The organism is Lysobacter auxotrophicus, assembly GCF_027924565.1.
GTDB classification, from domain to species: Bacteria; Pseudomonadota; Gammaproteobacteria; order Xanthomonadales; family Xanthomonadaceae; genus Lysobacter_J; species Lysobacter_J auxotrophicus.
This window is the reverse complement of record NZ_AP027041.1, coordinates 2,968,925-2,993,275: the sequence shown is the minus strand read 5'-3', so window position 1 is coordinate 2,993,275 and position 24,351 is coordinate 2,968,925. Positions and strand designations below refer to the sequence as shown.

General features: G+C 67.7%; 20 protein-coding genes. 16 read left to right on the top strand and 4 right to left on the bottom strand.

The annotated features are described in order from the left end of the window. Positions 1 to 54: 54 nt before the first annotated feature. Positions 55 to 696 carry a helix-turn-helix domain-containing protein gene (locus LA521A_RS13475; RefSeq protein ID WP_281779390.1) on the bottom strand — a complete coding sequence of 214 codons (642 nt, stop codon included), beginning with the start codon at positions 694 to 696 and terminating at the stop codon, positions 55 to 57. A 194-nt stretch (positions 697 to 890) separates the two neighbouring features. On the opposite strand from LA521A_RS13475, the gene LA521A_RS13470 reads away from it, so the two are divergent. The 9 genes from LA521A_RS13470 (at position 891) to LA521A_RS13430 (ending at position 11,600) form a co-directional block, all read left to right on the top strand. After that, positions 891 to 2,927 (top strand): serine hydrolase, encoded by a 2,037-nt coding sequence (locus LA521A_RS13470; RefSeq protein ID WP_281779389.1) that lies wholly within the window; start codon positions 891 to 893, stop codon positions 2,925 to 2,927. A 52-nt stretch (positions 2,928 to 2,979) separates the two neighbouring features. Beyond that, positions 2,980 to 3,999, top strand: a complete 1,020-nt coding sequence (locus LA521A_RS13465) for a dipeptide epimerase (RefSeq protein WP_281779388.1) — start codon at positions 2,980 to 2,982, stop codon at positions 3,997 to 3,999. After that, positions 3,996 to 5,315, top strand: coding sequence for a peptide MFS transporter (locus LA521A_RS13460; protein WP_281779387.1), 1,320 nt, complete (start codon positions 3,996 to 3,998; stop codon positions 5,313 to 5,315). Before LA521A_RS13465 ends, LA521A_RS13460 begins: the two co-directional genes overlap by 4 nt. Positions 5,316 to 5,376: 61 nt before the next feature. Next, complete coding sequence (locus LA521A_RS13455; protein ID WP_281779386.1) at positions 5,377 to 5,610, top strand: hypothetical protein; 234 nt, start codon at positions 5,377 to 5,379, stop codon at positions 5,608 to 5,610. A gap of 38 nt (positions 5,611 to 5,648) precedes the next feature. Further along, on the top strand, positions 5,649 to 7,991 hold the full coding sequence (locus LA521A_RS13450) for a TonB-dependent receptor (RefSeq protein ID WP_281779385.1): 2,343 nt from the start codon (positions 5,649 to 5,651) through the stop codon (positions 7,989 to 7,991). Positions 7,992 to 8,071: 80 nt separating this feature from the next. Beyond that, a complete protein-coding gene (locus tag LA521A_RS13445; RefSeq protein ID WP_425494521.1) occupies positions 8,072 to 9,091 on the top strand; it encodes an N-acetyltransferase DgcN family protein in 1,020 nt (339 codons plus the stop codon). 20 nt (positions 9,092 to 9,111) lie between these two features. Beyond that, positions 9,112 to 10,716 carry a serine hydrolase gene (locus LA521A_RS13440; RefSeq protein ID WP_281779383.1) on the top strand — a complete coding sequence of 535 codons (1,605 nt, stop codon included), beginning with the start codon at positions 9,112 to 9,114 and terminating at the stop codon, positions 10,714 to 10,716. Between the two features lie 174 nt (positions 10,717 to 10,890). Further along, positions 10,891 to 11,292: a GFA family protein gene (locus LA521A_RS13435; protein WP_281779382.1), complete on the top strand. Its 402-nt coding sequence runs from the start codon at positions 10,891 to 10,893 to the stop codon at positions 11,290 to 11,292. Positions 11,293 to 11,315: 23 nt separating this feature from the next. Beyond that, positions 11,316 to 11,600, top strand: coding sequence for a hypothetical protein (locus tag LA521A_RS13430; RefSeq protein ID WP_281779381.1), 285 nt, complete (start codon positions 11,316 to 11,318; stop codon positions 11,598 to 11,600). Between the two features lie 62 nt (positions 11,601 to 11,662). On the opposite strand, the gene upp is transcribed toward LA521A_RS13430, so the two are convergent. Together upp and LA521A_RS13420 are read right to left on the bottom strand one after the other, a co-directional pair. After that, the gene (gene upp / locus LA521A_RS13425) at positions 11,663 to 12,295 is read right to left on the bottom strand and encodes a uracil phosphoribosyltransferase (RefSeq protein WP_281779380.1); all 633 of its coding nucleotides are present in this window, start codon (positions 12,293 to 12,295) and stop codon (positions 11,663 to 11,665) included. A 91-nt stretch (positions 12,296 to 12,386) separates the two neighbouring features. After that, entirely contained in the window at positions 12,387 to 14,732 is a 2,346-nt protein-coding gene (locus LA521A_RS13420) for a TonB-dependent receptor plug domain-containing protein (protein ID WP_281779379.1), read from the bottom strand. A gap of 184 nt (positions 14,733 to 14,916) precedes the next feature. Between LA521A_RS13420 and LA521A_RS13415 the strand changes: the two genes are divergently transcribed. After that, positions 14,917 to 16,056, top strand: a complete 1,140-nt coding sequence (locus LA521A_RS13415) for a phytase (protein ID WP_425494520.1) — start codon at positions 14,917 to 14,919, stop codon at positions 16,054 to 16,056. Positions 16,057 to 16,325: 269 nt separating this feature from the next. Here the strand turns inward: LA521A_RS13415 and LA521A_RS13410 are convergent, their stop codons facing one another. Then, entirely contained in the window at positions 16,326 to 17,822 is a 1,497-nt protein-coding gene (locus LA521A_RS13410) for an aminotransferase class III-fold pyridoxal phosphate-dependent enzyme (protein ID WP_281779378.1), read from the bottom strand. A gap of 126 nt (positions 17,823 to 17,948) precedes the next feature. Here LA521A_RS13410 and LA521A_RS13405 point away from each other — a divergent pair, with 126 nt between their 5' ends. The 6 genes from LA521A_RS13405 to secF all read left to right on the top strand — a co-directional run bounded on the left by LA521A_RS13405 (position 17,949) and on the right by secF (position 24,231). Continuing rightward, positions 17,949 to 18,380 (top strand): Lrp/AsnC family transcriptional regulator, encoded by a 432-nt coding sequence (locus tag LA521A_RS13405; protein ID WP_281779377.1) that lies wholly within the window; start codon positions 17,949 to 17,951, stop codon positions 18,378 to 18,380. Positions 18,381 to 18,661: 281 nt separating this feature from the next. Then, positions 18,662 to 19,735, top strand: coding sequence for a tRNA preQ1(34) S-adenosylmethionine ribosyltransferase-isomerase QueA (queA, locus tag LA521A_RS13400; RefSeq protein ID WP_281779376.1), 1,074 nt, complete (start codon positions 18,662 to 18,664; stop codon positions 19,733 to 19,735). Continuing rightward, positions 19,732 to 20,844, top strand: a complete 1,113-nt coding sequence (gene tgt / locus LA521A_RS13395) for a tRNA guanosine(34) transglycosylase Tgt (protein WP_281779375.1) — start codon at positions 19,732 to 19,734, stop codon at positions 20,842 to 20,844. Before queA ends, tgt begins: the two co-directional genes overlap by 4 nt. 149 nt (positions 20,845 to 20,993) lie before the next feature. Then, positions 20,994 to 21,335: a preprotein translocase subunit YajC gene (gene yajC, locus LA521A_RS13390; RefSeq protein ID WP_281779374.1), complete on the top strand. Its 342-nt coding sequence runs from the start codon at positions 20,994 to 20,996 to the stop codon at positions 21,333 to 21,335. 58 nt (positions 21,336 to 21,393) lie between these two features. Then, entirely contained in the window at positions 21,394 to 23,238 is a 1,845-nt protein-coding gene (gene secD, locus LA521A_RS13385) for a protein translocase subunit SecD (RefSeq protein ID WP_281779373.1), read from the top strand. 18 nt (positions 23,239 to 23,256) lie between these two features. Next, positions 23,257 to 24,231, top strand: a complete 975-nt coding sequence (gene secF, locus LA521A_RS13380; RefSeq protein ID WP_281779372.1) for a protein translocase subunit SecF — start codon at positions 23,257 to 23,259, stop codon at positions 24,229 to 24,231. The last annotated feature ends 120 nt before the right edge of the window (positions 24,232 to 24,351 follow it).

The following is a 24,351-nucleotide window of genomic DNA, read 5'->3' as shown; positions in this document are numbered from 1 at the left end:
CGGGTAAGCGAAGCGCACCCGGGGCACGCCGGATGCCTCAGCGCATCCCGGCGCTCAGCGCGTCCCCGTGCGCGGCACGTCGCCGTGCAGGTGCATCAGCGATTCCATCAACTGCTCGTCGGCGCTGGAGCACACGCCCAGCAGCACCACTTCCTCGCAGCCGTCGGCGGCGATGTACGCGTGGCCCATGTTCGAATCGATGTACACCGATTGCCCGGCTTCCAGCACGATCGGGTCGTAGAACTCGGTGTGCACCTCGGCGCGGCCTTCCAGCACGTGGATGTACTCCTCGCCGGAGTGGTGCACGAGCTCGCCGAACTCCTCGATGCTCTTCGCGCGGACGCGCGTGATCACCGGAATCATGCGCTTGCGGCGCAGTTCCGGGCACAGATAGAAGTAATCGTAGTTCGGCGTGGTGACGCGCACCGAGTCCTCGATCCTGCCGATGCTGCGACGCGCCGTGACCGGCGGCTCGGGCGTGCTGTCGTCCTCGGCGAACAGCTCCGACATGCGGATGTTGAGGCGCTGGCTGATCTGCTGGAGCTTGTCGTAGGTGAGCGTGAGCCGGTCGTTCTCGACCTTCGACAGCGTCGACAGCGGAATGCCACAGCGCTGGCTCATCTCCTTGAGCGTCCAGTCGTTGCGCGCGCGCAGCGCCCGCAGGAGGCTGCCGATGGTCGGGTGTTGCTGGGTCATGCCGATGAACGCTCCTGCTGGGCCGGCGTCACCGGCGACCGCACGGCATGGGGCCGCGCGTACGGTAATTCTAGGTGACGTCCGGAGTCGGTTGACAATTTTCCAATCAGGCTCATTATCTCCAACGGGGTCAGTTGTTGTCAGGCCGTGCCTGTCGCACGGGGCTGTATTCACTGGGTGGGGAGTGGTGCTTGATGAAGAGTCCGATCACGCGGTTCGGGGTGCCTGCGGCGCTGCTGACGCTGGCCATGTCGATGTCCGCGCTGGCGGCCGGGCCGGTCGGCCAGGCGCCGACGCCGCCGAAGGCCGAGCCCGCGCTGCCGGCGCCGCCGACCGACGCGACTGCCGTCGCGGTGCCGGTCCCGGCCAGCAATGAACGCCTGAACGCGGCCGACCTGGAAGCCTGGGTCGACGGCTTCATGCCGTACGCGCTGGAGCAGACCGACGTCGCCGGCTCCGTGGTCGTCGTGGTGAAGGACGGCAAGGTGCTGTTCCAGAAGGGCTACGGCTACTCCGACCTCGCCACGCGCAAGCCGGTCGATCCGGCGCAGACGCTGTTCCGTCCCGGCTCGGTGTCCAAGCTGTTCACGTGGACGGCCGTGATGCAGCTGGTGGAGCAGGGCAAGCTCGATCTCGACAAGGACATCAACACCTACCTCGATTTCAAGATCCCGCCGTACGACGGCAAGCCGGTAACGCTGCGCAACGTGATGACGCACACCTCCGGCATGGAGGAAGCGATCCGCGGCCTCATCGCCAACGACGAGGGCGAGATCGCGCCGCTGGAGGCCACGCTCAAGCACTGGATCCCCGCGCGCATCTACGCGCCCGGCAGCACGCCGGCGTATTCCAACTACGCCACCGCGCTGGCCGGTTACATCGTGCAGCGCGCGTCGGGCGAACCGTTCGAACAGTACGTCGCCAACCACATCTTCAAGCCGCTGCAGATGCAGCATTCCAGCTTCTCGCAGCCGCTGGAGAAGCACCTGCAGCCGATGGTGTCGAAGGGCTACAAGACCGCATCGGACGGCAAGCCGCAGCCCTACGAGTACATCAACCTCGCGCCCGCAGGCAGCTTGGCATCGACTGGCGCGGACATGGGCAACTTCATGATCGCGCACCTCAACAATGGTGCCTTCGGCGATGCGCGCATTCTCTCCGAAGCCACCGCGCGCCAGATGCACGAGACCGGCCAGGATTCGATCAAGCCGCTCAACCGCATGATGCTGGGTTTCTACGAGACCACGATCAACGGCCATCGCGCGATCGCCCACGGCGGCGACACGCAGTGGTTCCACAGCGACCTGCAGCTGTTCCCGGACGACGGCATCGGGATCTACGTGTCGGCCAACAGCGCCGGCAAGGACGGCAGCGCGCGCCTGATCCGCGACGGCCTGGTCACCGGTTTCGTCAACCGCTACCTGCCGGGTCCGTCGAATATCGCCAAGGGCATCGACGAGGCGACCGCGAAGGAACACGCGCAGATGATCGCGGGCGCCTACAACAGCAGCCGCCGCGCAGATTCCAATTTCATGAACCTGGTCTACATGCTCGGCCAGACCAAGGTGACCGCGAACGAAGACGGCACCATCAGCGTGCCGATGCTCGCCGGCTACAGCGGCGCGCCGAAGAAGTGGCGCGAGATCGCCCCGTTCCTGTGGCAGGACACCGGCAGCGGCGACCGCCTCGCGGCGGAAGTCGTCGATGGCCGCGTGGTGCGTTTCAGCGCCGAGCCCATCGCCTCGATCATGGTCTTCCAGCGTGCCGCGTGGTGGCAGACGCCGGGCGTGTTCCTGACGATGCTCTTCGGCAGCCTCGCCGCGCTGCTGTTCACCGTGCTCGCATGGCCGGTGTCGGCGATGGTGCGCCGCCACTACGGTGCGCGCTACGCCCTGACCGGCGATGACGCGCGTGCGCATCGCTGGGTCCGCATCGCCTCGCTCGCCGTGCTGGTATCGATGGGCGCGATGATCGGCATGGTCTTCGCGATGATGTCCGACCTGTCGATGATGTCGCCGTCCAGCGACGTGTATGTCATCGCGCTGCGCGTGCTGCTCACGATCATCCTGCCGCTGGGTGCGCTGATCGCGCTGTGGAATGCCTGGGTCGTGCTGCGCAGCCGGCGCTCGTGGTGGGCGAAGCTGTGGAGCATCGTGCTCGCCGCAGCCTGCCTGTCGCTGCTGTGGATCGGCTTCGCGACGCACCTCATCGGCTTCAGCGCCAACTACTGACGAACCGATGCGCGGCGGTGCACGCCGCCGCGCACGCCAGGGAGTAACTGCCGTGATCAACACCGACCGCGTCCAGCTTGGACTGCGGAACGAGGACTTGCGCCTGTCCGCTCCGTTCCGCATCTCCGGCCATGTCTTCGAAGTCTCGCCCGTCACGCTGGTCACGCTGCGCAGCGGCACGCGCATCGGGCGCGGCGAAGCCGCCGGCGTGTACTACACGCGCGATACGCCTGAGCTGATGCTGACGACGATCGAGCGCCTGCGCGACGTGCTGGAAGACGGCATCAGCCGGCACGAGCTGCGCGCGCTGTTGCCGTCCGGCGGCGCGCGCAACGCCGTGGACTGCGCGCTGTGGGAACTGGAAGCGGCGCTCGCCGGCGTCCCGGTATGGCGGCTGGCGAACATGGATGCGCCCAGGCCGCTGCTCACGACATTCACCGTCGGTGCGGACGATCCCGCGGTGATGGCCGAACGCGCCCGCGCCTACACGCATGCGCGTGCGATCAAGCTCAAGCTCACCGGCGAGGCCGATCTCGACATCGAGCGCCTGCGAGCGGTGCGCGCCGCTCGCCCGGACGCATGGATCGGCGTGGACGCGAACCAGGGCTACATGCCCGACACGCTGGCGCAGCTGCTCCCGGTGCTCGTCGACGAAGGCGTGTCGCTGCTGGAACAACCGTGTCGCCGCGGGTTCGAGGGCGAGCTGGAAGGCGTCGACCGCACCGTGCCCATCGCGGCCGATGAAAGCATCCTCGACCTGGACGAACTGGAAGAGCGCGCGCACTGGTTCGATGTGGTGAACATCAAGCTCGATAAGTGCGGCGGCCTGACCGAAGGGCTGATGATGGCCCGCCGCGCGCGCGAGCTGCGCAAGCGCGTGATGGTCGGCAACATGGTCGGGACGAGCCTGGCAATGGCGCCGGCGTTCCTGCTCGGCCAGTTCTGCGACATCGTCGATTTGGACGGCCCGCTGTTCCTGGACCACGACCGCGAGCCGGGCGTGGTGTACGCCGACGGACACGTCGATTGCCCCGCGAACGTATGGGGCACGCCGGACGCGGTGATCGCGTGAGCATCGCCACCGCGCCGCGCGCCACCGCGGGAGCGCGGTGGTTCAACCAGCCGCCGGGGCTGGCGATCCTGTTCCTCACGCAGATGTGGGAGATCTTCTCCTACTACGGAATGCGCACGCTGCTCGTCTACTACATGACGAAGCAGTTGTTGTTCGACCAGCAGCATGCGTCGCTCATCTACGGCGTGTACGTCGCGACGTTCTACTTCACGCCGATCGTCGGCGGCGTCGTCACCGATCGCTGGCTGGGGCGGAAACGCGCGGTGATCATCGGCGCGGCGATCATGTCCTTCGGCCACTTCCTGATGGCATCGGAGTCGCTGCTCTATTTCGCGCTTGCGGCGATCGCGCTTGGGAACGGCCTGTTCCTGCCCAGCCTGCCGAGCCAGATCGACGACCTGTACGCGAAGGACGATCCGCGCCGCGGCTCGGCGTACAACTTCTATTACGTGGGCATCAACGTCGGCGGCCTGCTCGCGCCGCTGGTCTGCGGCACGCTCGGCGAACTCTACGGCTGGCACTGGGGCTTCGGTGCGGCGGGCGTGGGCATGCTGCTGGGTCTGGCGATCTACACGCTGGGTGCGCGCTGGTTGCCGGCGGAGCGCCCGAAGCCGCGCGACGTGCCGCCCGCGCAGCGCATGCCGCGCGAGGCGATGCGCAAGCGCATCCTCGCGCTGCTTGCGGTGGGGCTGTGCGTCATGGTGTTCCGGGGTGCGTACGAGCAGTCGGGCAACACGATCGCGCTGTGGGCCGACGTTGGCCTGGATCGCGCGGCCGGGGCCTTCACGATCCCGATGACCTGGTTCCAGGCGCTCAACCCGCTGCTGGTGATCTTCCTCACGCCGATGCTCGTCATGCGGTGGACGAAGCAGGCAGCCGGCGGCCGCGAACCGTCGCCGGCGAAGAAGATGGCGCTAGGCGCCTTCGTCGTCGCCGCCGCGTTCGTGATGCTCGCGTGCGTCGATGCGAGCGCGCAGGGAGGCGCGCACTGGAGCTGGCTCGCAGGCTTCTTCCTGCTGTTCACCCTCGGCGAGCTGTTCATCCTGCCGATCGGCCTGGGCCTGTTCGCACGGCTGGCGCCGGCGGGGCACGCCGCAACCACGATCGCCGCCTGGTACTTCGCCTCCTTCGGGGGAAACCTGCTGGCCGGTGCGCTCGGCACGCTCTGGAGCGTGATGGGCCACGCGGCGTTCTTCGGTGCGATGGCGCTCGTCGCGGCGACGGCGGGCACGTTGCTGCGGCTGCTCGATGGCGCGGTAGGCCGGGCGGAGGCGGGGAATGCCCCGGCCCCGCAGTCATCTACTGAACAGGCCTAATCGGATTGACATGTTTCCAATCAGGATGTTTATATCCTGAGAGGGAGTTAAGGAGCGCAACATGGCGACCGCGTTTCCCTTCAGCGACAGGCGGCAACGGCCCGAGGTCATGGGCACCGGCGCGTTTGCGCAGCGGCCTGCCGCCAAGCACGACGGAAAGCCGGACGCGGGAAGCGCCGCGCCTTCGCAGCACACGATCGATCCGGCCCGGGCTCCTGCCCGCGGCCATTCCTACGTCGACTTCGCATCCGTGACGGAAGGCCAGGGCCTTCCGCATCGCGACGTCTTGGGCTGACAGACCGGTTCCAACCGGCGAACTCTGGGGAGAGGGGAATGCACATGCACCACAAGCGCGACACGGCGATGCGGCGCCGCCCGCTGGCGAAGGCGATCACGCGATCGCTGGCGGTGACGCTGGCCGTCGCGTTCGCCGCGCCGGCGATGGCGCAGGAGAGCGCGACGCGGGCGCCCGCGGACGACGTCGCCGCTCAGCCGTCGATCACCACGCTCGACAACATGACGGTCACCGCGAACAAGCGCGAGGAGAACATCCGCGAGGTCGCCGCCGCCATCACCGTGCTCGGCGGGCAACAGCTGGAGAATCTCAACGCCACGCAGATGTCCGACTACGCCAGTTACGTGCCCGGCCTGCAGCTGCAGTCCAGCGGTACGCCCGGCCAGACGCAGGTGTCGATGCGCGGCATCGCGGCGTTGTCGCCCGGGTCGACGATCGGCACGTACCTCGACGAAACGCCGGTCGGCTCCAACAGCCTGTACCAGCAGGCGACGCTGTTCTCGCTGGACCTGTTCCCGTACGACATCGAGCGCATCGAAGTGCTGCGCGGCCCGCAGGGCACGCTGTACGGCGCCGGCGCGATGGGCGGCCTGCTCAAGTACATGACGCGCAAGCCGGACCCCTCGCAGACCGAGTTCCGCATCGGCGGCGGCGTGTCCGACACAGAAGGCGCGGGCGAGATCGGCACGAACTACCGCGTCGGCATGAACCTGCCGCTGGTGCAGGACAGCCTGGCGCTGCGCGTGAGCTACGCGCGCAACGACATCGCAGGCTACGTCGACAACCTCGTCGACGGGCGCCGCGACATCAACGAAGGCGACCAGACCAGTGCCCGCGCCGCGCTCGCGTGGGAAAGCGATGTCGTCGACGTGCAGTTCGCGGTCATGCAGCAGAAGATCGACAGCGAGAACAACGGCACCATCGCGCTCGATCCGGTCACGCACGAGCCCATCGCCGGCCTGAGCAACTACATCTACGAGGACGAGCCCTTCATCAAGGACCTCGACCACTACTCGCTGACCGTCGACTGGGACCTGGGCTTCGCGGACTTCGTATCGGCCACCAGCTATTCGGACACGCATACCTCGATCACCACCGACCAGACGCTGACCTACGGACCGTTCACCGCGCTGCTGGAGCTGCCGCCGGGCCGTGCGTCGCTCAACTACACGCTGGACCTGAAACAGATCACGCAGGAGTTCCGCCTGACGTCGAAGTCCGGGCAGCCGTTCGAGTGGCTCGTCGGCACGTTCTACTCCGACGAGGACGGCGACAACTTCCAGACCGTGCCGATCCTGCAGGCCGACGGCTCGCCGATCCCGGGGCTGTCGACGCTGGGCGACCTGTCGATCCCGAGCACGTACGAGGAGACGGCGGTCTTCGCCAACGGTTCGTACAAGTTCAACGACGTGTTCAAGCTCGGCGCCGGCGTGCGCTTCTCGCGCAACGAGCAGGACTTCGCGCAGATCGTCACCGACGGCATCCTGCTGCCGATCGGCACCAACGTGAACTCCTCCAGCGAGGACGTTTTCACCTGGAGCATCACGCCGCAGTTCCAGGTCAACGAGGACGTGATGGTCTACGCGAAGGCCGCGACCGGCTACCAGCCCGGTGGCCCGAACGTGCTCGCCCCCGGCCTGCCGCCGGTGGTCGATTCCTCGATGCTCACCAGCTACGAGATCGGCATGAAGTCCGCCTTCGCCGACAACCGCGTCGTGCTGGACCTCACCGCGTACCAGATCGACTGGGAAGACATCCAGGTCGCCTCGCAGGTCAACGGGGTCAGCGGCCTGGTCAACGGTGGCGAAGCGACGAGCCGCGGCATCGAGGCCTCGGCTGTGTTCCGTCCCATCGACGGCCTGACGCTCGGCCTCAACGCCGCGTACAACGATGCGAGCCTGGACGAGGATTTCCCGACGATCGTCGTGCCCGCCGGCCCGGCGCAGGTCGAGGTCAACACCGGCCTGAAGGACGACCGGATGCCGTACGTGCCCGACCTGACCTGGTCGCTCACGGCCGACTGGTACGTCCCTCTGGGCGGCAACTGGAGCGCGAACTTCGGCGGCGGCGTGCGCTGGGTCGACGACCGCACCAACGCCACGACCGAACGCCAGGTCGTGCGCCTGCTCGACCCGCCGACGGTGCTGGACGAAACGATCACCGAGCCGCTGGTCATCGACAGCTACACGGCCGTCGACCTGTACGCCGCGTTCTCCAACGACAACTGGACCGTGCGCGCGTACCTGAAGAACGCCACCGACGAGCGTGCGTACTCGACGATGAACGACATTATCAACCAGGTGACGGACGAGACGCACCACACGGCGGCCTCGCCGATCCAGCCGCGCACGTTCGGCGTGGAAGTCGATTACCGCTTCTGAAGCCTGTGGGACGCGGGCGGCCGCAACGGTCGCCCGCGCGTTGCGGCGCGCCCTCGCGCGCTTCCATTGGGGTGAATCACTTGAAGTCCGAAGTCGCGTTACCGCAACCCTATCTGTTGTTCCTCGGCGACACGACCGAGCCCGGCTACGCGAAAACCGCCTTCGGCCTGCGCGACTGGGCCGGCGAGCGATGCGTCGGCGAGTACGTCATCGACGGTGCGACCGTCAGCACCGGCCTCGCCCCGCTTACGCCGGAGGAAGCCGCGGCGCGTGGCGCGAAGGCGCTGGTGATCGGCGTCGCCAACTCCGGCGGTTTCATTCCGCCGACGTGGTGGCCGGCGCTGGTGCGCGCGATGGACGCCGGGCTCGACATCGTCAGCGGCATGCATGCGCGCCTTCGCGAGATCGACGTGCTGCGCGACGCGGCGCAACGCCTCGGGCGACGCCTGATCGACGTGCGCGAACCGCCGTCGAACATTCCCATCGCCACCGGCAAGCGCCGCAGCGGCAAGCGGCTGCTGACGCTCGGCACCGATTGCGCGCTCGGCAAGAAGTACACCGCGCTCGCGCTGACGCGCGCGTTCCACTCGCGCGGCGTCGACGCGACGTTCCGCGCGACCGGCCAGACCGGCATCCTCATCGCCGGGGGCGGTATTCCGATGGACGCGGTGGTCGCGGATTTCGCCGCGGGCGCCGCTGAAATGCTCTCGCCCGATGCGGCGCAGGATCATTGGGACGTGATCGAAGGGCAGGGCTCGCTGTTCCATCCGGCGTACGCGGGTGTTTCGCTCGCGCTGCTGCATGGCAGCCAGCCCGACGTGATCGTCGTGTGCCACGAGCCCGGGCGCGAGCGCGTGCTCGGCCATCCCGGCTACGCGCTGCCTTCGATCCAGGACACCATCGACCTCGCGCTGCGGCTCGGATCGCGTACGAATCCCGACATCCGCTGCGCCGGCGTGAGCCTCAACACCGCGCGACTCGACGACGCTGCCGCGCAGCGTGTGATCGCGCACGAATCGCAGCGCCTCGGCCTGCCGGTCGCCGATCCCGTGCGGGGCGGCGAAACCTTCGACGCGCTGGTCGACGCGTGCCTGTCGTGAACCTTTTCCGGAGACATCCCATGAGTCTGTTCGCACCGGTTCGACTGGCGGCGCTCGCCGCCGCGCTGTGCACGTTGCCGGCGTTCGCCGCGCCGCCGCCCGACCTGGACGCGCGCGTGGAAGCCGCGATGCGCGAACACGGCGTCCCGGGGCTGGCCATCGCCATCGTCGAGGACGGCAAGCCCGTGCTGGCGAAGGGCTACGGCGTGCGCCGGCTCGGTTCGCCCGAGCGCGTGGACGCCGACACGATCTTCCCGACCGGTTCCACCGGAAAGGCGATCACCGCGGCGGCGCTCGCCGTGCTGGTGGACGACGGCAAGCTGCGCTGGGACGACAAGGTCATCGACCACATGCCGTGGTTCCGCATGTACGACCCGTGGGTGACCAGCGAGATGACCGTGCGCGACCTGCTGGTGCATCGCAGCGGCCTCGGCCTGGGCGCGGGCGATCTGATGTTCGTGCCGTCGTCCTCGCGCAGCCGCGCCGACACCGTGCGCGCGCTGCGTTACATTAAGCCGGCGACGAGTTTCCGCAGCGGCTACGCGTACGACAACCTGCTGTACGCGGTCGCCGGGCAACTGATCGAGGAAGTCAGCGGGCAGACGTGGGAAGTCTTCACGCGCGAACGCGTACTCAAGCCGGCCGGCATGGCCGATTCGGTGACCGAACAGGCGGCGCGTTTCGCGAACCCGAACCGCGCGTGGCCGCACGCGCGCACCAGTGGCGTGATGCGCGGCATGGGCCCGCAGGCGGTGCTCGACGAACGCAAGACGCTGGGCGACAACGGCGCGCCCGCGGGCGGGCTGTCGTCCAGCGCGAACGACATGGCGCACTGGCTTCAGGTGCAGCTCGGCAAGGGCACGTGGACGGGCGACGATGGGAAGCCGGTGAAGGTGTTCAGCGAGGCGCAATCCAAGCAGATGTGGACGCCGGCCGTGCTCACGCCGACGCCGACGTGGCCGGGCAAGCTGGCGACCGCCGCGCCGAAGTTCTCCTCGTATGCGCTGGGCTGGAACGTGCGCGATTACCGTGGCGAGAAGATGCTCGACCATGGCGGCGCGGTGTTCGGCGTGCAGGCGTACGTCGCGATGATCCCGGACCGCGATTTCGGCATCGCCGTGCTGATGAATTCCGAAGACACGCAGGCGATGCGCGGCGTCGCGCTGGAGATCATCGACCACGCCCTCGGCGCGCCCAAGACCGACTGGGTGGCGGCGTTCGACGAGTTCATGGACCTGCGCATCGACGGCGGCCTGAAGGCGCTGGACGCCGCCGCCAAAGCCAAGCCGGTGACCGCCGGCAAGCCGTCGCTGCCGCTTGCGCGGTACGCCGGGCGGTATCGCGATGCGTGGTACGGCCCGATCGGCATCACGAACGCGAAGGGCGGGTTGCGCATCGATTTCACGCAGACACCGGGAATGGCCGGCCGCCTGGAGCACGTGCACCACGACACCTTCCGCACCGTGTGGGACGACGCGACGATCGAGCCGGCGTTCGTGACCTTCGGCCTGGGCGCGGAAGGGAAGGTCGATCGCATCACGATGAAGGCCGCCTCGCCGATCGCGGATTTCAGTTACGACTACCAGGACCTGTTGTTCACTCCGTTGGCCGAGTCGTCGAAGTAGGAGCGCGGGAACCCCGGGTGCGCTGCGCTTGCCCGGGCTACAACGGTCCCCCGCTTTTGTAGCCCGGGTAAGGCCGCAGGCCGCACCCGGGGAGCTGCCACGGCCCAACCCTGCTGCCAGCCCCTGTCAGCAGCCCGTGCCATGATCGCGGCTCCGAAGGAAAGGAGCCGTGCCATGTCGATGATCGCGTCCTGCCACTGCGGCGCCACGAAGATCGAGCTTCCCGACGTCCCCACGAAGGCGACCGAGTGCAACTGCACCTTCTGCGCCCGCGTCGGCGGCATCTGGGCCCACTATGGGCCGGGTGAACTCAACGTCCTGTCGAACGATGACGAGCGCACGTACTCCGCCCGCGGAATGAACCAGCACCGCTTCTGCGGCCGCTGCGGCATCCACACTTGGGGCGATTCGCCGGACTGGTCGTCCGCGTACAACAACGACGGCAGTCCGAAGGAAGGCTTCACCCCCGGCACTGTCCCCGAGCAGCGCACCTTCGCCGTGAACCTGCGCCTGATCGACGATCTGGACTGGTCGACGATCAGCGTCGAGAAGCTGGACGGGCGGAACAACTGGTAAGCGGTTCCGGATTCGGATCGTCATTGCCGATTTCAACCGTCATTGCCGATCTCACACCGTCTTTACCGATTTCGAACGGTCATTCCGAATTCGAGCCGCCGTTTCCGATCCCGAATCGTCATTCCCGCGAAGGCGGGAATCCATGCGTGCGTGCCTGCACGCTCGACGGAACGCGTGGCGACGTCGGGCAGTTGGAGCACGGCCTGCGCGGGGATGACCTCATCGTGACGGATGCGATCACGGCCTGGGTCCCGGCTTTCGCCGGGATGACGGAAGGCGAGGGGCGCGCGCGACCGTCGCGTCGATGAGGCCGGCGTTCGCAAAGACGCTCAGCGCGGGCCCAGGCAACCAGCGCCAGCCCCGCCGCACCTCACCCGTGCCGCGTGCCGAAAATCTTGTCGCCCGCGTCGCCCAGGCCGGGGAGGATGTAGCCCACGTCGTTGAGGCGCTCATCGACGGAGGCCGTATAGACCTCGACATCCGGATGCTTGGCTTCCAGCACGCGCAGGCCCTCCGGCGCGGCGACGAGGAACAGGCCCTTGATGCGCTTGCAGCCGGCGGCCTTGAGCATGTCCACGGTCGCGACCAGCGTGCCCCCGGTGGCGAGCATCGGGTCGAGGATCAGCGCCGTGCGTTCGTCCATGCGTCCGGTGAGCTTCTCGTAGTAGCCGACGGGCTGCAGCGTGCGCTCGTCGCGCTGCAGGCCGACCACGCCGACCTTCGCGGCCGGGATCAGTTCCAGCACGCCCGGCAGCATGCCGAGGCCGGCGCGCAGGATCGGCACCAGCGTGACCTTCGCGCCCTTGATGCGACGCGTGGCGACCGGCCCGGACCAGCCCTGGACGACGGCTTCCTCGGTTTCCAGGTCCGCCGTGGCTTCGTAGGTGAGCAGCGTCGCGACCTCGGAGGCGAGTTCGCGGAACTCCTTCGTGCTGATGTCGCCCACGCGCATCAGGCCGAGTTTGTGCTGCACGAGCGGATGGCGGACTTCGACGACTTTCATGGGCGAACCCTGGGCACGGGGGCCGCCAGTGTGCCTTACGCACCGTGATCGCCGCAGCCCCTTCCGCATGGAAGGGGCTGCATCGCGCCCGTCAGAACGAGTAGCGCATGATCAGCTGGTACACCGGGCCGGACGACTCGGTTTCCAGCTCGAACTCGTCGTAGTCGCGGTTGAACTGGTCTTGTGCGTTGTCGAATTTGTGGAACGCCTCGTCCTTGTGCGCGTCGAGCAGGTTCGAGCCGGTCAGGCGCAGCGACAGGTTGTCGCCGAAACGCTTCTCGACGAACACCTCCAGGTCGCCGTCGTAACGCGTAGTCACTTCCTCGGCGAGCAGGCGCGCGAACGCGTTGCCCTGGCGGCGGTAGCTCGCGCCGAACGACATGCCCCAGGCGCGCACGTCGTGGATGAAACCCACGTTGTAGACGTATTTGGCCTGGTTGTTGAAGCGGCGCTCGCCGAAGTCGTCGGTCACGTCGCTGTCCAGCCACGAGTAGTTCACGAACAGGCCCGTGTCCGGCAGGCCGAGCGCGGTGAGCGGCGTCGACAGGTCGAACTCGATGCCATACACGCTGCCGTCGCCGACGTTGCGCGCGGTATAGACGAAGCTGTCCGGATCGAACTCCGGGTAACCCGGTGTCGTCGGCGTCGCGCCGGGATTCTCGTCGAGGAAGTCCTCCACCTCGTCCTCGTAATCGCCCAGCGCGGTCGAACTCGGCTCGCCCGTGTTGACGATCTCGATCAGGTCCTTCACGTCGCGATAGAACACGTTCACGCCGAACACCCCGCGCGTGCCGAGGCGGCGCTCGTAGCCGACGTCCACGCCCCACGCGCGCTCGGGATCGAGCGTCGGATTGCCGGTGAAGTCGTTGTCGCCGAATTCCTCTTCCAGCGTCAGCGGCAGGATCTGATCGAAGTTCGGACGACGCACCGTGCGGCCGACGGAGAACAGCAGACGGTCGGCGCCGGTGAAATCCCACTTCAGGTGCGCCGACGGCAGCAGCGTGTTGTATTCGTTGCTGGCGCTCTCGTCGTCGAAGGCGACGTCCACGTCGGTCGTCTCGTAGCGCAGGCCCGCTTCCCATGCCAGCGCGCCCGCGCTGCCGGTGAACATCAGGTACGGATCGACTCGCGTCTCGTCGATGCGGCTGTCGTTGCGGTCGAACGCATCGTACGGCGGCAGCGCGGCGCCTTCCTCGTCGGTGTCCACCTCGCTCACCTGCAGCGTGGTCTCGCGGCGCTTGTCCTGGAAATCCACGCCGAATTCCATCATCGCGCCGCCCACGCCGCGCTTGTGCGCGAGCTTGAACGTGCCTTCGCTGTCGCGCGTGTCGGTCAGCGTGCGCGTGCCCTCGCGTTCGTCGAACGACGGCGGCGTGTCCTCGTCGTCGAAGCCGCTTTCTTCCTCGGTCGATCGCGTATCGTCGTCGAAGCGCGCGTAATCCAGGTCGAACTCGGTACGACCGCCGGCCATGTCGAACACGTACTCCACGCCGAGCGACCAGTTGTCCTGCTCGATCTTCTCGACCTGGTCGTTGATCGACAGCAGGTTGTCGCGGCGGGTGCTGGTCGGGTCGTTGTACTCGACCGAATGCTCGGTCTCGGTGCGGTCGGTGCGCACGTAGAAGCCATCGACCGACAGGCGCCCCGTGCCGATGTCGCGCGTGTACGACAGGTTGGCCGAATAGTCGTCGCCGTCGCGCGTGTCGTCCTGGTCCTCGCGGTCGGTGAAATCCCCGTCGGGTTCCTCGAAGCGATCGCTGCGCTTGAACTTCGGGTTGTAGCGGCCCTGCACGTTGAAACCGCCAAGCAGGCGGCCGCCACCCACTTCGCCGCTCGCGACGGCGCCGTAGGTCGGCTTGATCTCGCCATCGTCGAAGCGCAGCGCGCCCAGGCGCACGTACTTGCCGTCGAACTCGTAGGCGTCGCGCAGCACGATGTTGAGCGCGCCGGCGACCGCATCGCCCGAGCGGTTCGCGCTGGTGCTGCGGATGATCTCGATGCGCTCGACCAGCTCGGCCGGGATGCGGTCGACGAAAAACGAGCGGTCGTTGCTCGCGCCCGGCACCTTCTTGCCGTTGATGAGGATCTGCGTGTAACCCGGATCCAGGCCGCGCAGCTGCGCGCCGTCGTATTCGAGCACGTCCGACACGAACGCCACGCTCGGCACGCGCTTGAGCATGTCGCCGACGGTAAGCGGTTCGAAGCGCTGGAAGTATTCCAGGTCGTACGACAGCACGGGCGCCACGGCGTCGGTGCGGTTGCGGTATGCGATGTCGGCCTGCACGACCACCGAATCCAGTTGCTTCGGATCGGGCGAGGCATCGGCCGGCGCGTCCGCGGCGTACGCCGTGTTGAAGGCGGCCGCGAAGCTCATCGGCGCGACCAGCGCGCACACCAGCGCACGCGACATCGCCGCGGCCAGCACGTTACGTTTCATCGTCAGGACATCCCCAGGTAATGGAAGGCGAGGGGCAGCGCGCCCCCTGCGGCTGCCCAAGCCGGGTTTTGTAGCCGCGCGGCATGGCGGAAACATGACAGCGATGCGCGCGGCCGATGACACCGCGCCGTCACAATCGCCGCGTAGAAATTCGCGGTTTGTTACGTATCACTCAGGGGAATGCATGTCCGACTCGATGACGATGCGCTGGGCCGCGCTGGCCTTCGCGTGCTGCTTGACCGCGTGTGCGACGACGGGGAATGCGCCGCTCGCGCAGCACGATCGCGAGCCCGACGAAGCGATGGAAGTCGATCCGCTGCTGGCGCAGTCGGGCATCGCGCATGAAGTCATCGCCGAAGCGTTCCTCACCGCGTCCACGCCGGACGAGAACGTCGATTCGCCGGCGAGCTGGCGCGCGCCGGACGGCAAGCGCTGGCTGATCGCGACGGGCAAGGCGAGCGACCGGCTGATCGTGTACGACGGCGCCACCGGCGCGACGCTGCGCACCGTCGGCGGTCCGGGCACGGCGCCCGGCCAGTTGCAGCGGCCCAACGGCATCAGCGTGTCCGGCGATTTCGTGTTCGTGGTCGAACGCGACAACCATCGCGTGCAGATGTTCCAGCTGCCCGATTTCAAGCCGCTGCTCGTGTTCGGCGCGCAGGATCTGAAGCAGCCGTACGGCCTGTGGGTGCGCGCGCAGCGCGACAGCTACGAGGTGATCGTCAGCGACAATTACATGTCGCCGCAGAACGAGGACGTGCCGCCGCCGCTGGCCGAACTCGACCGGCGCTTCAAGCGATACCAGCTGCGTCGCGTGCCCGGCGGCTGGCAGGCGCGGTTGATGGAAACCTTCGGCGACACGGGCGAGGCGGGTGCGATCCGTATCGCCGAGTCGGTGTTCGGCGACATCGAGCACGATCGCCTGCTGCTGGCCGAAGAGGACGTCGCCACGGGCACGCGCCTTCGCGAGTACGGGCTGGACGGGACGTATCGCGGGCGCGACATCGGCGCCGGCCTGTTCAAGGCGCAGGCCGAGGGCATGGCGCTGTATCGCTGCGAGGGCGGCGCGGGGTACTGGATCGCCACAGACCAGTTCAAGGATCGCAGCCTCTTCCACGTGATCGATCGCGTGACGCTGAAGCATCTTGGCGCGTTCGCCGGCAACAAGACGGCCAACACCGATGGCGTGTGGCTGGACCAGTCGGCCGACAAACGCTTCCCGCAGGGCGTGTTCTATGCGGTGGACGACGACCAGGCTGTCGCGGCATTCGACTGGCAGGACATCGCGCGTGCGCTGTCGCTACCGGCGTGCAAGACGGAGTGATTTCGCCGCGTGTGCGGCAACTCATTGCGGCCATCGCATTGCGCAGCCGTGCGCATGCGGCGCGAGGTTCTTGTAGCCCGGGTAAGCGAAGCGCACCCGGGGAGCGCGTAAGCGACGAGGCTGCCCCGGGTGCGGCCTACGGTCTTACCCGGGCTACAAACGCGGGGTGCGCGACGGGAAAGCAGATCGACGGGGAGTGAAGCGGTAAAGCAGGCGAAGACGGCGGGTGTGGGGGCACCCGCCGCCTTCGCGGCGGCATCCGGGGGAGGTCAGGCCGCCGCTGCCTGCTGCGCGCGCGGGCCTTCCCGCAGCGCACGACCGACCATCGCGACCAGCAGGTCGATTTCCTCGCTGGTGATGGTGAAGGTGGGCGTGAAGCGCAGCGAGTTCACGCCGCCGTGGATCACGCCGATGCCGTGCTCGCGCAGCCATTCCTCGGTGGAACCGGCGCCGTAGCACTTGAACTCCGGCGACAGTTCGCACGAGAACAACAGGCCCGTGCCCTGCACCTTGGTGATGAGGCCGCCGAGCTCGGCCTTGAGCTTTTCCAGCTTCTGCAGCGACTCGGCGCCGCGTGCGCGGATGTTCTCGCGAAGCTGCGGGGTGACCTGCGACATCACCGCACACGCGACGTCGAGCGCGCGCGGGTTGGTCGTCATCGTGTTGCCGTACAGGCCCTTCTTGTAGAGCTGCGCGGCCTGCGCGCCGACGGCGAGCACCGACAGCGGGTACTGGCCGGCGTTGAGCGCCTTCGAATAGGTTTCCATGTCCGGCGGATCGAGCTGCTCGAAGCCGGGGTAGTCGATGATCGACAGCACGCCGTGCGCGCGCAGGCCGGCCTGGATCGAGTCCACCAGCAGCAGCGCGCCATGCGAATGCGTCAGCTCGCGCGCGGCCGCGTAGAACGCCGGCGGCACGCCGCGGCCCGGATCGCCTTCGCCCATCACCGGCTCCAGGAACATCGCCTCGATGAACCAGCCATTCGCGTCGGCATCAGCGAATACCTTCTTCAGCGCGTCGATGTCGTAGGGCTCGACGGTGAGCACGGTGTCCTCGCCGCGGAAGCTCGCCAGGTGCTGCAGGTAGGTTTTGCGCGAGGAGTCCGAATACAGCGCCGGACGCTCGGTGCGACCGTGGAAACTGCCCTTCACCACGACGCGCTTGATGGTGCGGCCGGCGTGGCGGCCACCGGTGTCGGTCATCAGCTTGGTGTTCGCATCGGCGATGCGCGCGGCGAGCGAGACCGATTCGGAACCGGAATTGAGGCAGAAGAACTTCTCGTACGGGCAGCCGCCGCGCGCCGCGCCGATCGCCCCGCGCAGCGCACGGTCGAAGCGAAGCTGCGAGAGCGACGGCGTCATGATGTTCGCCATCGCCTGCGGCCGGGCCATCGCGGCCAGCACGTGCTTGGGCGCATGGCCGAAGCCGAGCATGCCGTAGCCGCCGGAATCGTGGAGCACCGCGCCCTTCAGCGTGACGACCCACGGGCCGCGCGCGACGAGGGCGACGTACGGGTTCACCGCATCGTCCGGATAGAAGTTGACGTAGCCGCCCTGGACGGCCTGGACCTGGGCGTCCTCGTCGAGGTCGAGCAGGTCGGCGATCTCGTCCTTCACGCGCTGGTATTCCTGCTCGCCGGCCTCGATGGCCTCGATCAGCTCGGCATGCGTGTGGGCGAAGCGCGCGATGGTCGCGTCGTCCAGGCCATGGGTGCGGCGGCGGCCACCATGGGCGCGCAGGGGGGCGAGACGGTCGATGACGGCCATGGGGTCCTCCGGGGTCGAATCAGGCGACAAGCTTTCCATTATCTGGATTAAATCGTCGATCGACAGTACGGATTTGTACGAAATTATGGATAATTTCGTCGTTTCGACGAAATCCGGGAGCAAAGCGTGAAGATCACCGACGCCGACCAGCAGGTGCTCTCCGTCCTGCGCGAAAACGCCCGGGCCTCGACGGCGGACATCGCGCGACGGTTGAAGCTCTCGCGCACCACCGTCCACAGCCGGATCGAGCGCCTGGAGCGCGAGGGCGTGATCCAGGGCTACACGGTGCGCGTGCACGACGCCGCCGAGCGCGGCCATATCCGCGCCCACATCATGATCACCGTGCTGCCCAAGCGTGCGCCGTCCGTCGCCGCCGCGTTGCACGCGATGCCCGAGGTGCGCGCGCTGCATTCGGTGAGCGGCCCATTCGACCTTGTCGCGCTGGGGGTGGCGCCGTCGGTGGAGGCGATGGACGAGTTGACCGACCGCATCGGCGCGATCGACGGCGTGGAGCGCACGACCTCGGCGATCGTGCTTTCGGCGAAGTTCGAGCGGTGAGATCGAAGCCCGCCGCGCCGCCCTTTGGGGCGTGCGTTGTCGAGCCCCTCTCCCCCCGGGAGAGGGGTTGGGGTGAGGGTCGGGCCGCGCGGACATGCTCGCGCTCGCGATGTCCGCTCCTATCGCCGCGCAAGCAACACCCCCGCAGTAAGCGTGTCAGCCCCCGGGTGCGCTTCGCTTACCCGGGCTACAAAAGCGGTCCGGAAGGCCCCTCGTCCGAACCTCTTACAATGTGCGATCCCACCCGCACCCCGACCGGCCTGTCTCGCCGGCCCCACGCCTTGAAGAAATCCGACTTCCACTACGACCTGCCGCCGGAGCTGATCGCTCAGGCGCCGCTGCCGGAGCGCTCGGCCAGCCGCCTGCTGGTGGTGCCGCCCGCGCAGGACGGCGCCCATGACCGCGGTTTCGAGGACCGCGTCTTCCGCGAGCTGCCCGACCTGCTGCAGCCCGGCGACCTGCTCGTGTTCAACGACACGCGCGTGATCCCGGCGCGCCTGTTCGGGCAGAAGACCACCGGCGGGCGCGTGGAAATCCTGATCGAGCGCCTGCTCGGCGGCTTCGAGGCGCGCGCGCAGCTGGGCGTGAGCAAGTCGCCGAAGGAAGGCGGACGCATCGTGCTCGACGCCGGCGGCGAGGCCGAAGTGCTCGGCCGCGACGGCGAGTTCTACCGCCTGCGCTTCCACGTCGGCGAATCGCTGGAGAATTACTTGCTGCACGCCGGCCGGCTGCCGCTGCCGCCGTATATCCAGCGCGATGCCGGCGCGGACGACGACACGCGCTACCAGACGGTGTTCGCGCGCGAGGTCGGCGCCGTTGCCGCGCCCACCGCGGGCCTGCATTTCGACGAAGCGCTGCTGGAGGCGTTGAAGGCGCGCGGCGTGGAGTTCGGCCACGTCACGCTGCACGTCGGCGCGGGCACGTTCCAGCCGGTGCGCGTGGACGAGCTCGACCAGCACGTCATGCACAGCGAGTGGTTGAACGTCGGCGCGGCGCTGATCGAACAGATCCGCCGCACGCGCGCGGCCGGCGGGCGCGTGATCGCGGTCGGCACCACCGTCGTGCGCGCACTGGAAAGCGCGATGCGCCGCGACGATGCCGGCCAGGGCGAACTCCAGCCCTACGCCGGCGAAACGCGCCTGTTCATCCTGCCCGGCTACCGCATCCGTTCGGTCGACGCGCTGATCACCAACTTCCACCTGCCCGAGAGCACCCTGCTGATGCTTGTTTCCGCCTTCGCCGGCAAGGCGCGCGTGTTCGCCGCCTACGACCACGCCATCGCGGAGCGCTACCGCTTCTTCTCCTACGGCGACGCGATGCTGCTGTTCCCGGCGGACGGGGAGGCCGCGGCATGAGCCGGCTGTCGTTCGAACTGCTGCGCACCGACGGCGGCGCGCGCCGCGGCCGCCTCACCTTCCCGCGCGGCACGGTGGAAACGCCGACCTTCATGCCGGTGGGCACCTACGGCTCGGTGAAGGGCGTGCTGCCCGAGCAGGTCCGCGAACTCGGCGCGGAAATGATCCTGGGCAACACCTTCCACCTGTACCTGCGCCCGGGCCTGGACGTCATCGGCGACCACGGCGGGCTGCACCGCTTCACCGGCTGGAACGGGCCGATCCTCACCGACTCGGGTGGCTTCCAGGTCTTCTCGCTCGCGCACAAGCGCAAGATCACCGAGCAGGGCGTGACCTTCGCCGCGCCGACCGACGGCAGCAAGGTGTTCCTCGGGCCGGAAGAAAGCATGCGGATCCAGAAGGTGCTCGATTCGGACGTCGTCATGATCTTCGACGAATGCACGCCGTACCCGGCGACCGAGGACGTCGCGAAGCGTTCGATGGAGCTGAGCCTGCGCTGGGCAGAACGCAGCAAACGCGCGCACGAGGGCAATGACGCGGCGCTGTTCGGGATCGTGCAGGGCGGCGTCCACGAGGCGCTGCGCACGCGCTCGGCCGCGGCACTGATGGACATCGGCTTCGACGGTTACGCGATCGGCGGCCTCGCCGTGGGCGAGCCGGAGGCCGAACGCAACCACATGCTCGAGCACACCTGCCCGCAGTTGCCGGCCGACCAGCCGCGCTACCTGATGGGCGTGGGCCGGCCGGAGGACCTGGTCGAAGGCGTCGCGCGCGGCATCGACATGTTCGATTGCGTGATGCCCACCCGCAACGCGCGCAACGGGCATTACTTCACCTCCTTCGGCACGGTGCGCGTGCGCAACGCGAAGTACGAGCGCGACCTGCGGCCGATCGAGGAAGGCTGCGACTGCTACACCTGCCGCAACGGGTTCACCCGCAGTTACCTGCGCCACCTGGACCGCTGCAACGAAATGCTGGGCCCGATCCTGGGCACCTTGCACAATCTGCGCTACTACCAGCGCCTGATGGCGCAGATGCGCGAGGCGATCGGGCAGGGAACCTTCGCCGCCTTCCGCGAGTCCTTCTACGCCGCGCGGGCCGCCGATTAGCGATCCGCGCGGGCTTCCCGCCGCGACACCCGCCCGGGGGAGGGGGGGAGCAGCCCGGAGCAGGGGCGGGACGGATCTTCCGTCCGGCCCGGGCCGGCCTGCCGCCCCGTGGCATAATCCCCCGCTATTTTTCGATCAGGACGACCGTCATGAATCTGCTCGACCTCGTGATTTCCCCCGCCTACGCGCAGGCGGCCCCGCAAGCCGGCGCCGGCGGTTTCGGCATGTCGCTGCTGTTCCCCATCCTGCTGATCGCGGTCATGTACTTCCTCATGATCCGCCCGCAGATGAAGCGCCAGAAGGAACACCGCGCGATGCTGGTGAAGCTCTCCAAGGGCGATGAAGTGATCACCAACGGCGGCATCGCCGGCGTGGTGGGCGACATCGGCGAGAACTTCATCACCGTGGAAATCGCCGACAACGTGCGCATCCGCGTGCAGAAGGGCGCCATCGCCAACGTGCTGCCCAAGGGCACCCTGAAGTCGGCGTAAGCCGCTTTCCCGATCCCACCTGAGCGTGCGCCCTTGAGGGCGCGCGCGGAATGCCGCGATGCTTGAATTTCCTAAGTGGAAATATTTCCTGATCCTGCTGGTGCTCGGCCTGGGCGTGCTCTACGCGCTGCCCAACGCCTTCCAGAAGGATCCTTCCGTACAGATCACGGCCAACCGTAGCGGCCAGCTCGACGAAGCCCTGCGCACGCGCGTCAAGGCCGAACTCGCCAAGGCCGGCGTCACGCCGCGCTCGGTGGAGATCGAAGGCGACAACCTGATGGTGCGCCTGGGTTCGCTGGATGCGCAGAGCAAGGCGAACAACGCCCTGCGCACCACGCTGGGCGAGAACTACACCGTCGCGCTCAACCTTGCCTCGACCGTCCCGGACTGGCTGGCCAATCTCGGCGGCAAGCCGATGGTGCTGGGCCTGGACCTCCAGGGCGGCGTGCATTTCGTCATGCAGGTCGACCAGCGCGCCGCGCTGGAAAAGCGTGTCGACGCCTACGCCGAAGACATCCGCGTGAGCCTGCGCGACGCCAAGATCAACTACACCTCGGTCGAACGCCGCCCGGACAACAGCATCCTGGCGATGCTCGCCCCGGGCCAGGACGCCGAGCGCGCGCGCAACGAGCTGACGCGCCTGATGCCGATGCTCAACTTCGACGTCGCCGGCAGCAACGTGAACGTCACCGTGCCCGAAGCCGAGCTGCGCGCGATCGCCGCCGGCGCGATCGAGCAGAACGTCACCACGCTGCGCAACCGCGTCAACCAGCTGGGCGTCGCCGAGCCGATCATCCAGCGCCAGGGCGAGGACCGCATCGTCGTGCAGCTTCCGGGCGTGCAGGACACGGCCGAAGCCAAGCGCCTGATCGGCGCCACCGCGACGCTGGAATTCCGCGCCGTCGTCGATGGCGACGCGATGGAAGCCAAGCGCACCGGCGTGCTGCCTCCGGGCGCGCGGCTCTACACGATCCGCGACACCGAGCAGCCCGTGCTGCTGAGCAAGCGCGTGCTGGCCTCCGGCGACCAGATGGTCGGCGCGAAGGTCGGCCGCGACCAGAACGGCCTGCCGGCGGTGGACATCACGCTCAACAGCATCGCCGGCCAGCGCATGTTCGACTTCACCAGCGAGAACGTCGGCAAGCTGATGTCGGTGGTGTACATCGAGCGCATCCCCACCGTGACCATGGTCAACGGGCAGGAAGTGCGCAGCGTGCGCGTGAAGGAAGAAGCCCTGTCGCCCACGCGCATCGCCGGCGTGTTCGGCAAGAACTTCCAGACCACGGGCCTGGAGAAGACCGAGGCCGAGACGCTCGCCAAGCTGCTCAGCGCCGGCTCGCTCGCCGCGCCCATGGACTTCGTCGAGGAACGCATCATCGGCCCGAGCCTGGGCGCGGAGAACGTCGAGCGCGGCATCACCGCAGTGCTCTATGCCTTCGTGTTCACGCTGGCCTTCTTCACCATCTACTACCGCATGTTCGGCGTGATCACCTCGGTGGCGCTGCTGATGAACCTGCTGATCGTGGTGGCGGTGATGTCGATGTTCGGCGCGACCATGACGCTGCCGGGCTTCGCCGGCCTCGCGCTGTCGGTCGGCCTGTCGGTCGACGCGAACGTGCTGATCAACGAGCGTATCCGCGAAGAGCTGCGCCACGGCGTCCCGCCGAAGGCGGCGATCGCGGCCGGCTACGAGAAGGCGGGCGGCACCATCATGGACGCCAACCTGACCGGCCTGATCGTGGGCGTGGCGCTGTACGTGTTCGGCACCGGCCCGCTGAAGGGCTTCGCGCTGACCATGATCATCGGCATCTTCGCCTCGATGTTCACCGCGATCACCGTGTCGCGCGCGCTGGCGCAGCTGATCTACGGCTACCGCAAGAAGCTCAAGTCCGTGGCCATCTGACCGGGTGAGAACGAACCAATGAAACTTTTCCCGCTTCATCTCATCCCCAACGACACCAAGATCGACTTCCTGCGTACGCGCTACGTGTCGATGACGATCACGGTGCTGCTGTTCGTGGCCTCGCTGGTGATCATCGGCACGTTCGGCTTCCGCAAGGAGGCCTACGCGCTGGAATTCACCGGCGGCACGCTGGTGGAAACCACGTTCGAGAAGCCGGCCGACGTCGACCAAGTGCGCGAGGAGCTGGCGAAGGCCGGCTTCGACAACGCCCAGGTGCAGGCCTTCGGCGGCGGCAACGGCCTGATGATCCGCCTGCAGCCGCACGGCGAGAGCAACAACGCCACCGGCAGCCAGTCGATCGCCAACCAGGTGGTCAAGGCGGTGTCCACGCCGGAGAACCCGGCGCGCGTGGTGCGCAGCGAATTCGTCGGCCCGCAGGTCGGTGCCGACCTCGTGCGCGACGGCATCTACGCCACACTGTTCATGCTCATCGGCTTCCTGATCTACATCGCGTTCCGCTTCGAGCTGAAGTTCGCGATGGTGGCGAGCATCACGGCGTTCTTCGACCTCATCGTCACCGCGGCCTACATCTACGGCACGGGCCGGGAGTTCGACCTCACCGTGCTGGCGGGCCTGCTGTCGGTGATGGGCTTCGCGATCAACGACATCATCGTGGTCTTCGACCGCGTGCGAGAGAACTTCCGCACCCTGCGCGTGGATTCGATCGAAGTGCTGAACCGCTCGATCAACCAGACGCTGTCGCGAACGGTGATCACGGCGGTGATGTTCTTCCTGTCGGCCTACGCGCTGTACCTGTACGGCGGTTCGTCGATGGAAGGCCTGGCGCTGACGCACATGATCGGCGCGGCGGTCGTGGTCGTCTCGACGATCTTCGTCGCCGTGCCGATGCTCGCGATCGGGCCGTTCAAGGTCAGCAAGCAGGACCTGCTGCCCAAGGCGAAGGACGAGGCCGCGCTCGCGCGTCGCCCGTAAGCGCCAGTTCCAGCACGCACCGGAAAGGGCCGCCTCGCGCGGCCCTTTTCTTTTCCGTCCCGGTGGAAACACGGCCGGGTGTCATCCCCGCGTCACTCCACCCTGCAAGGCTATTGAGCT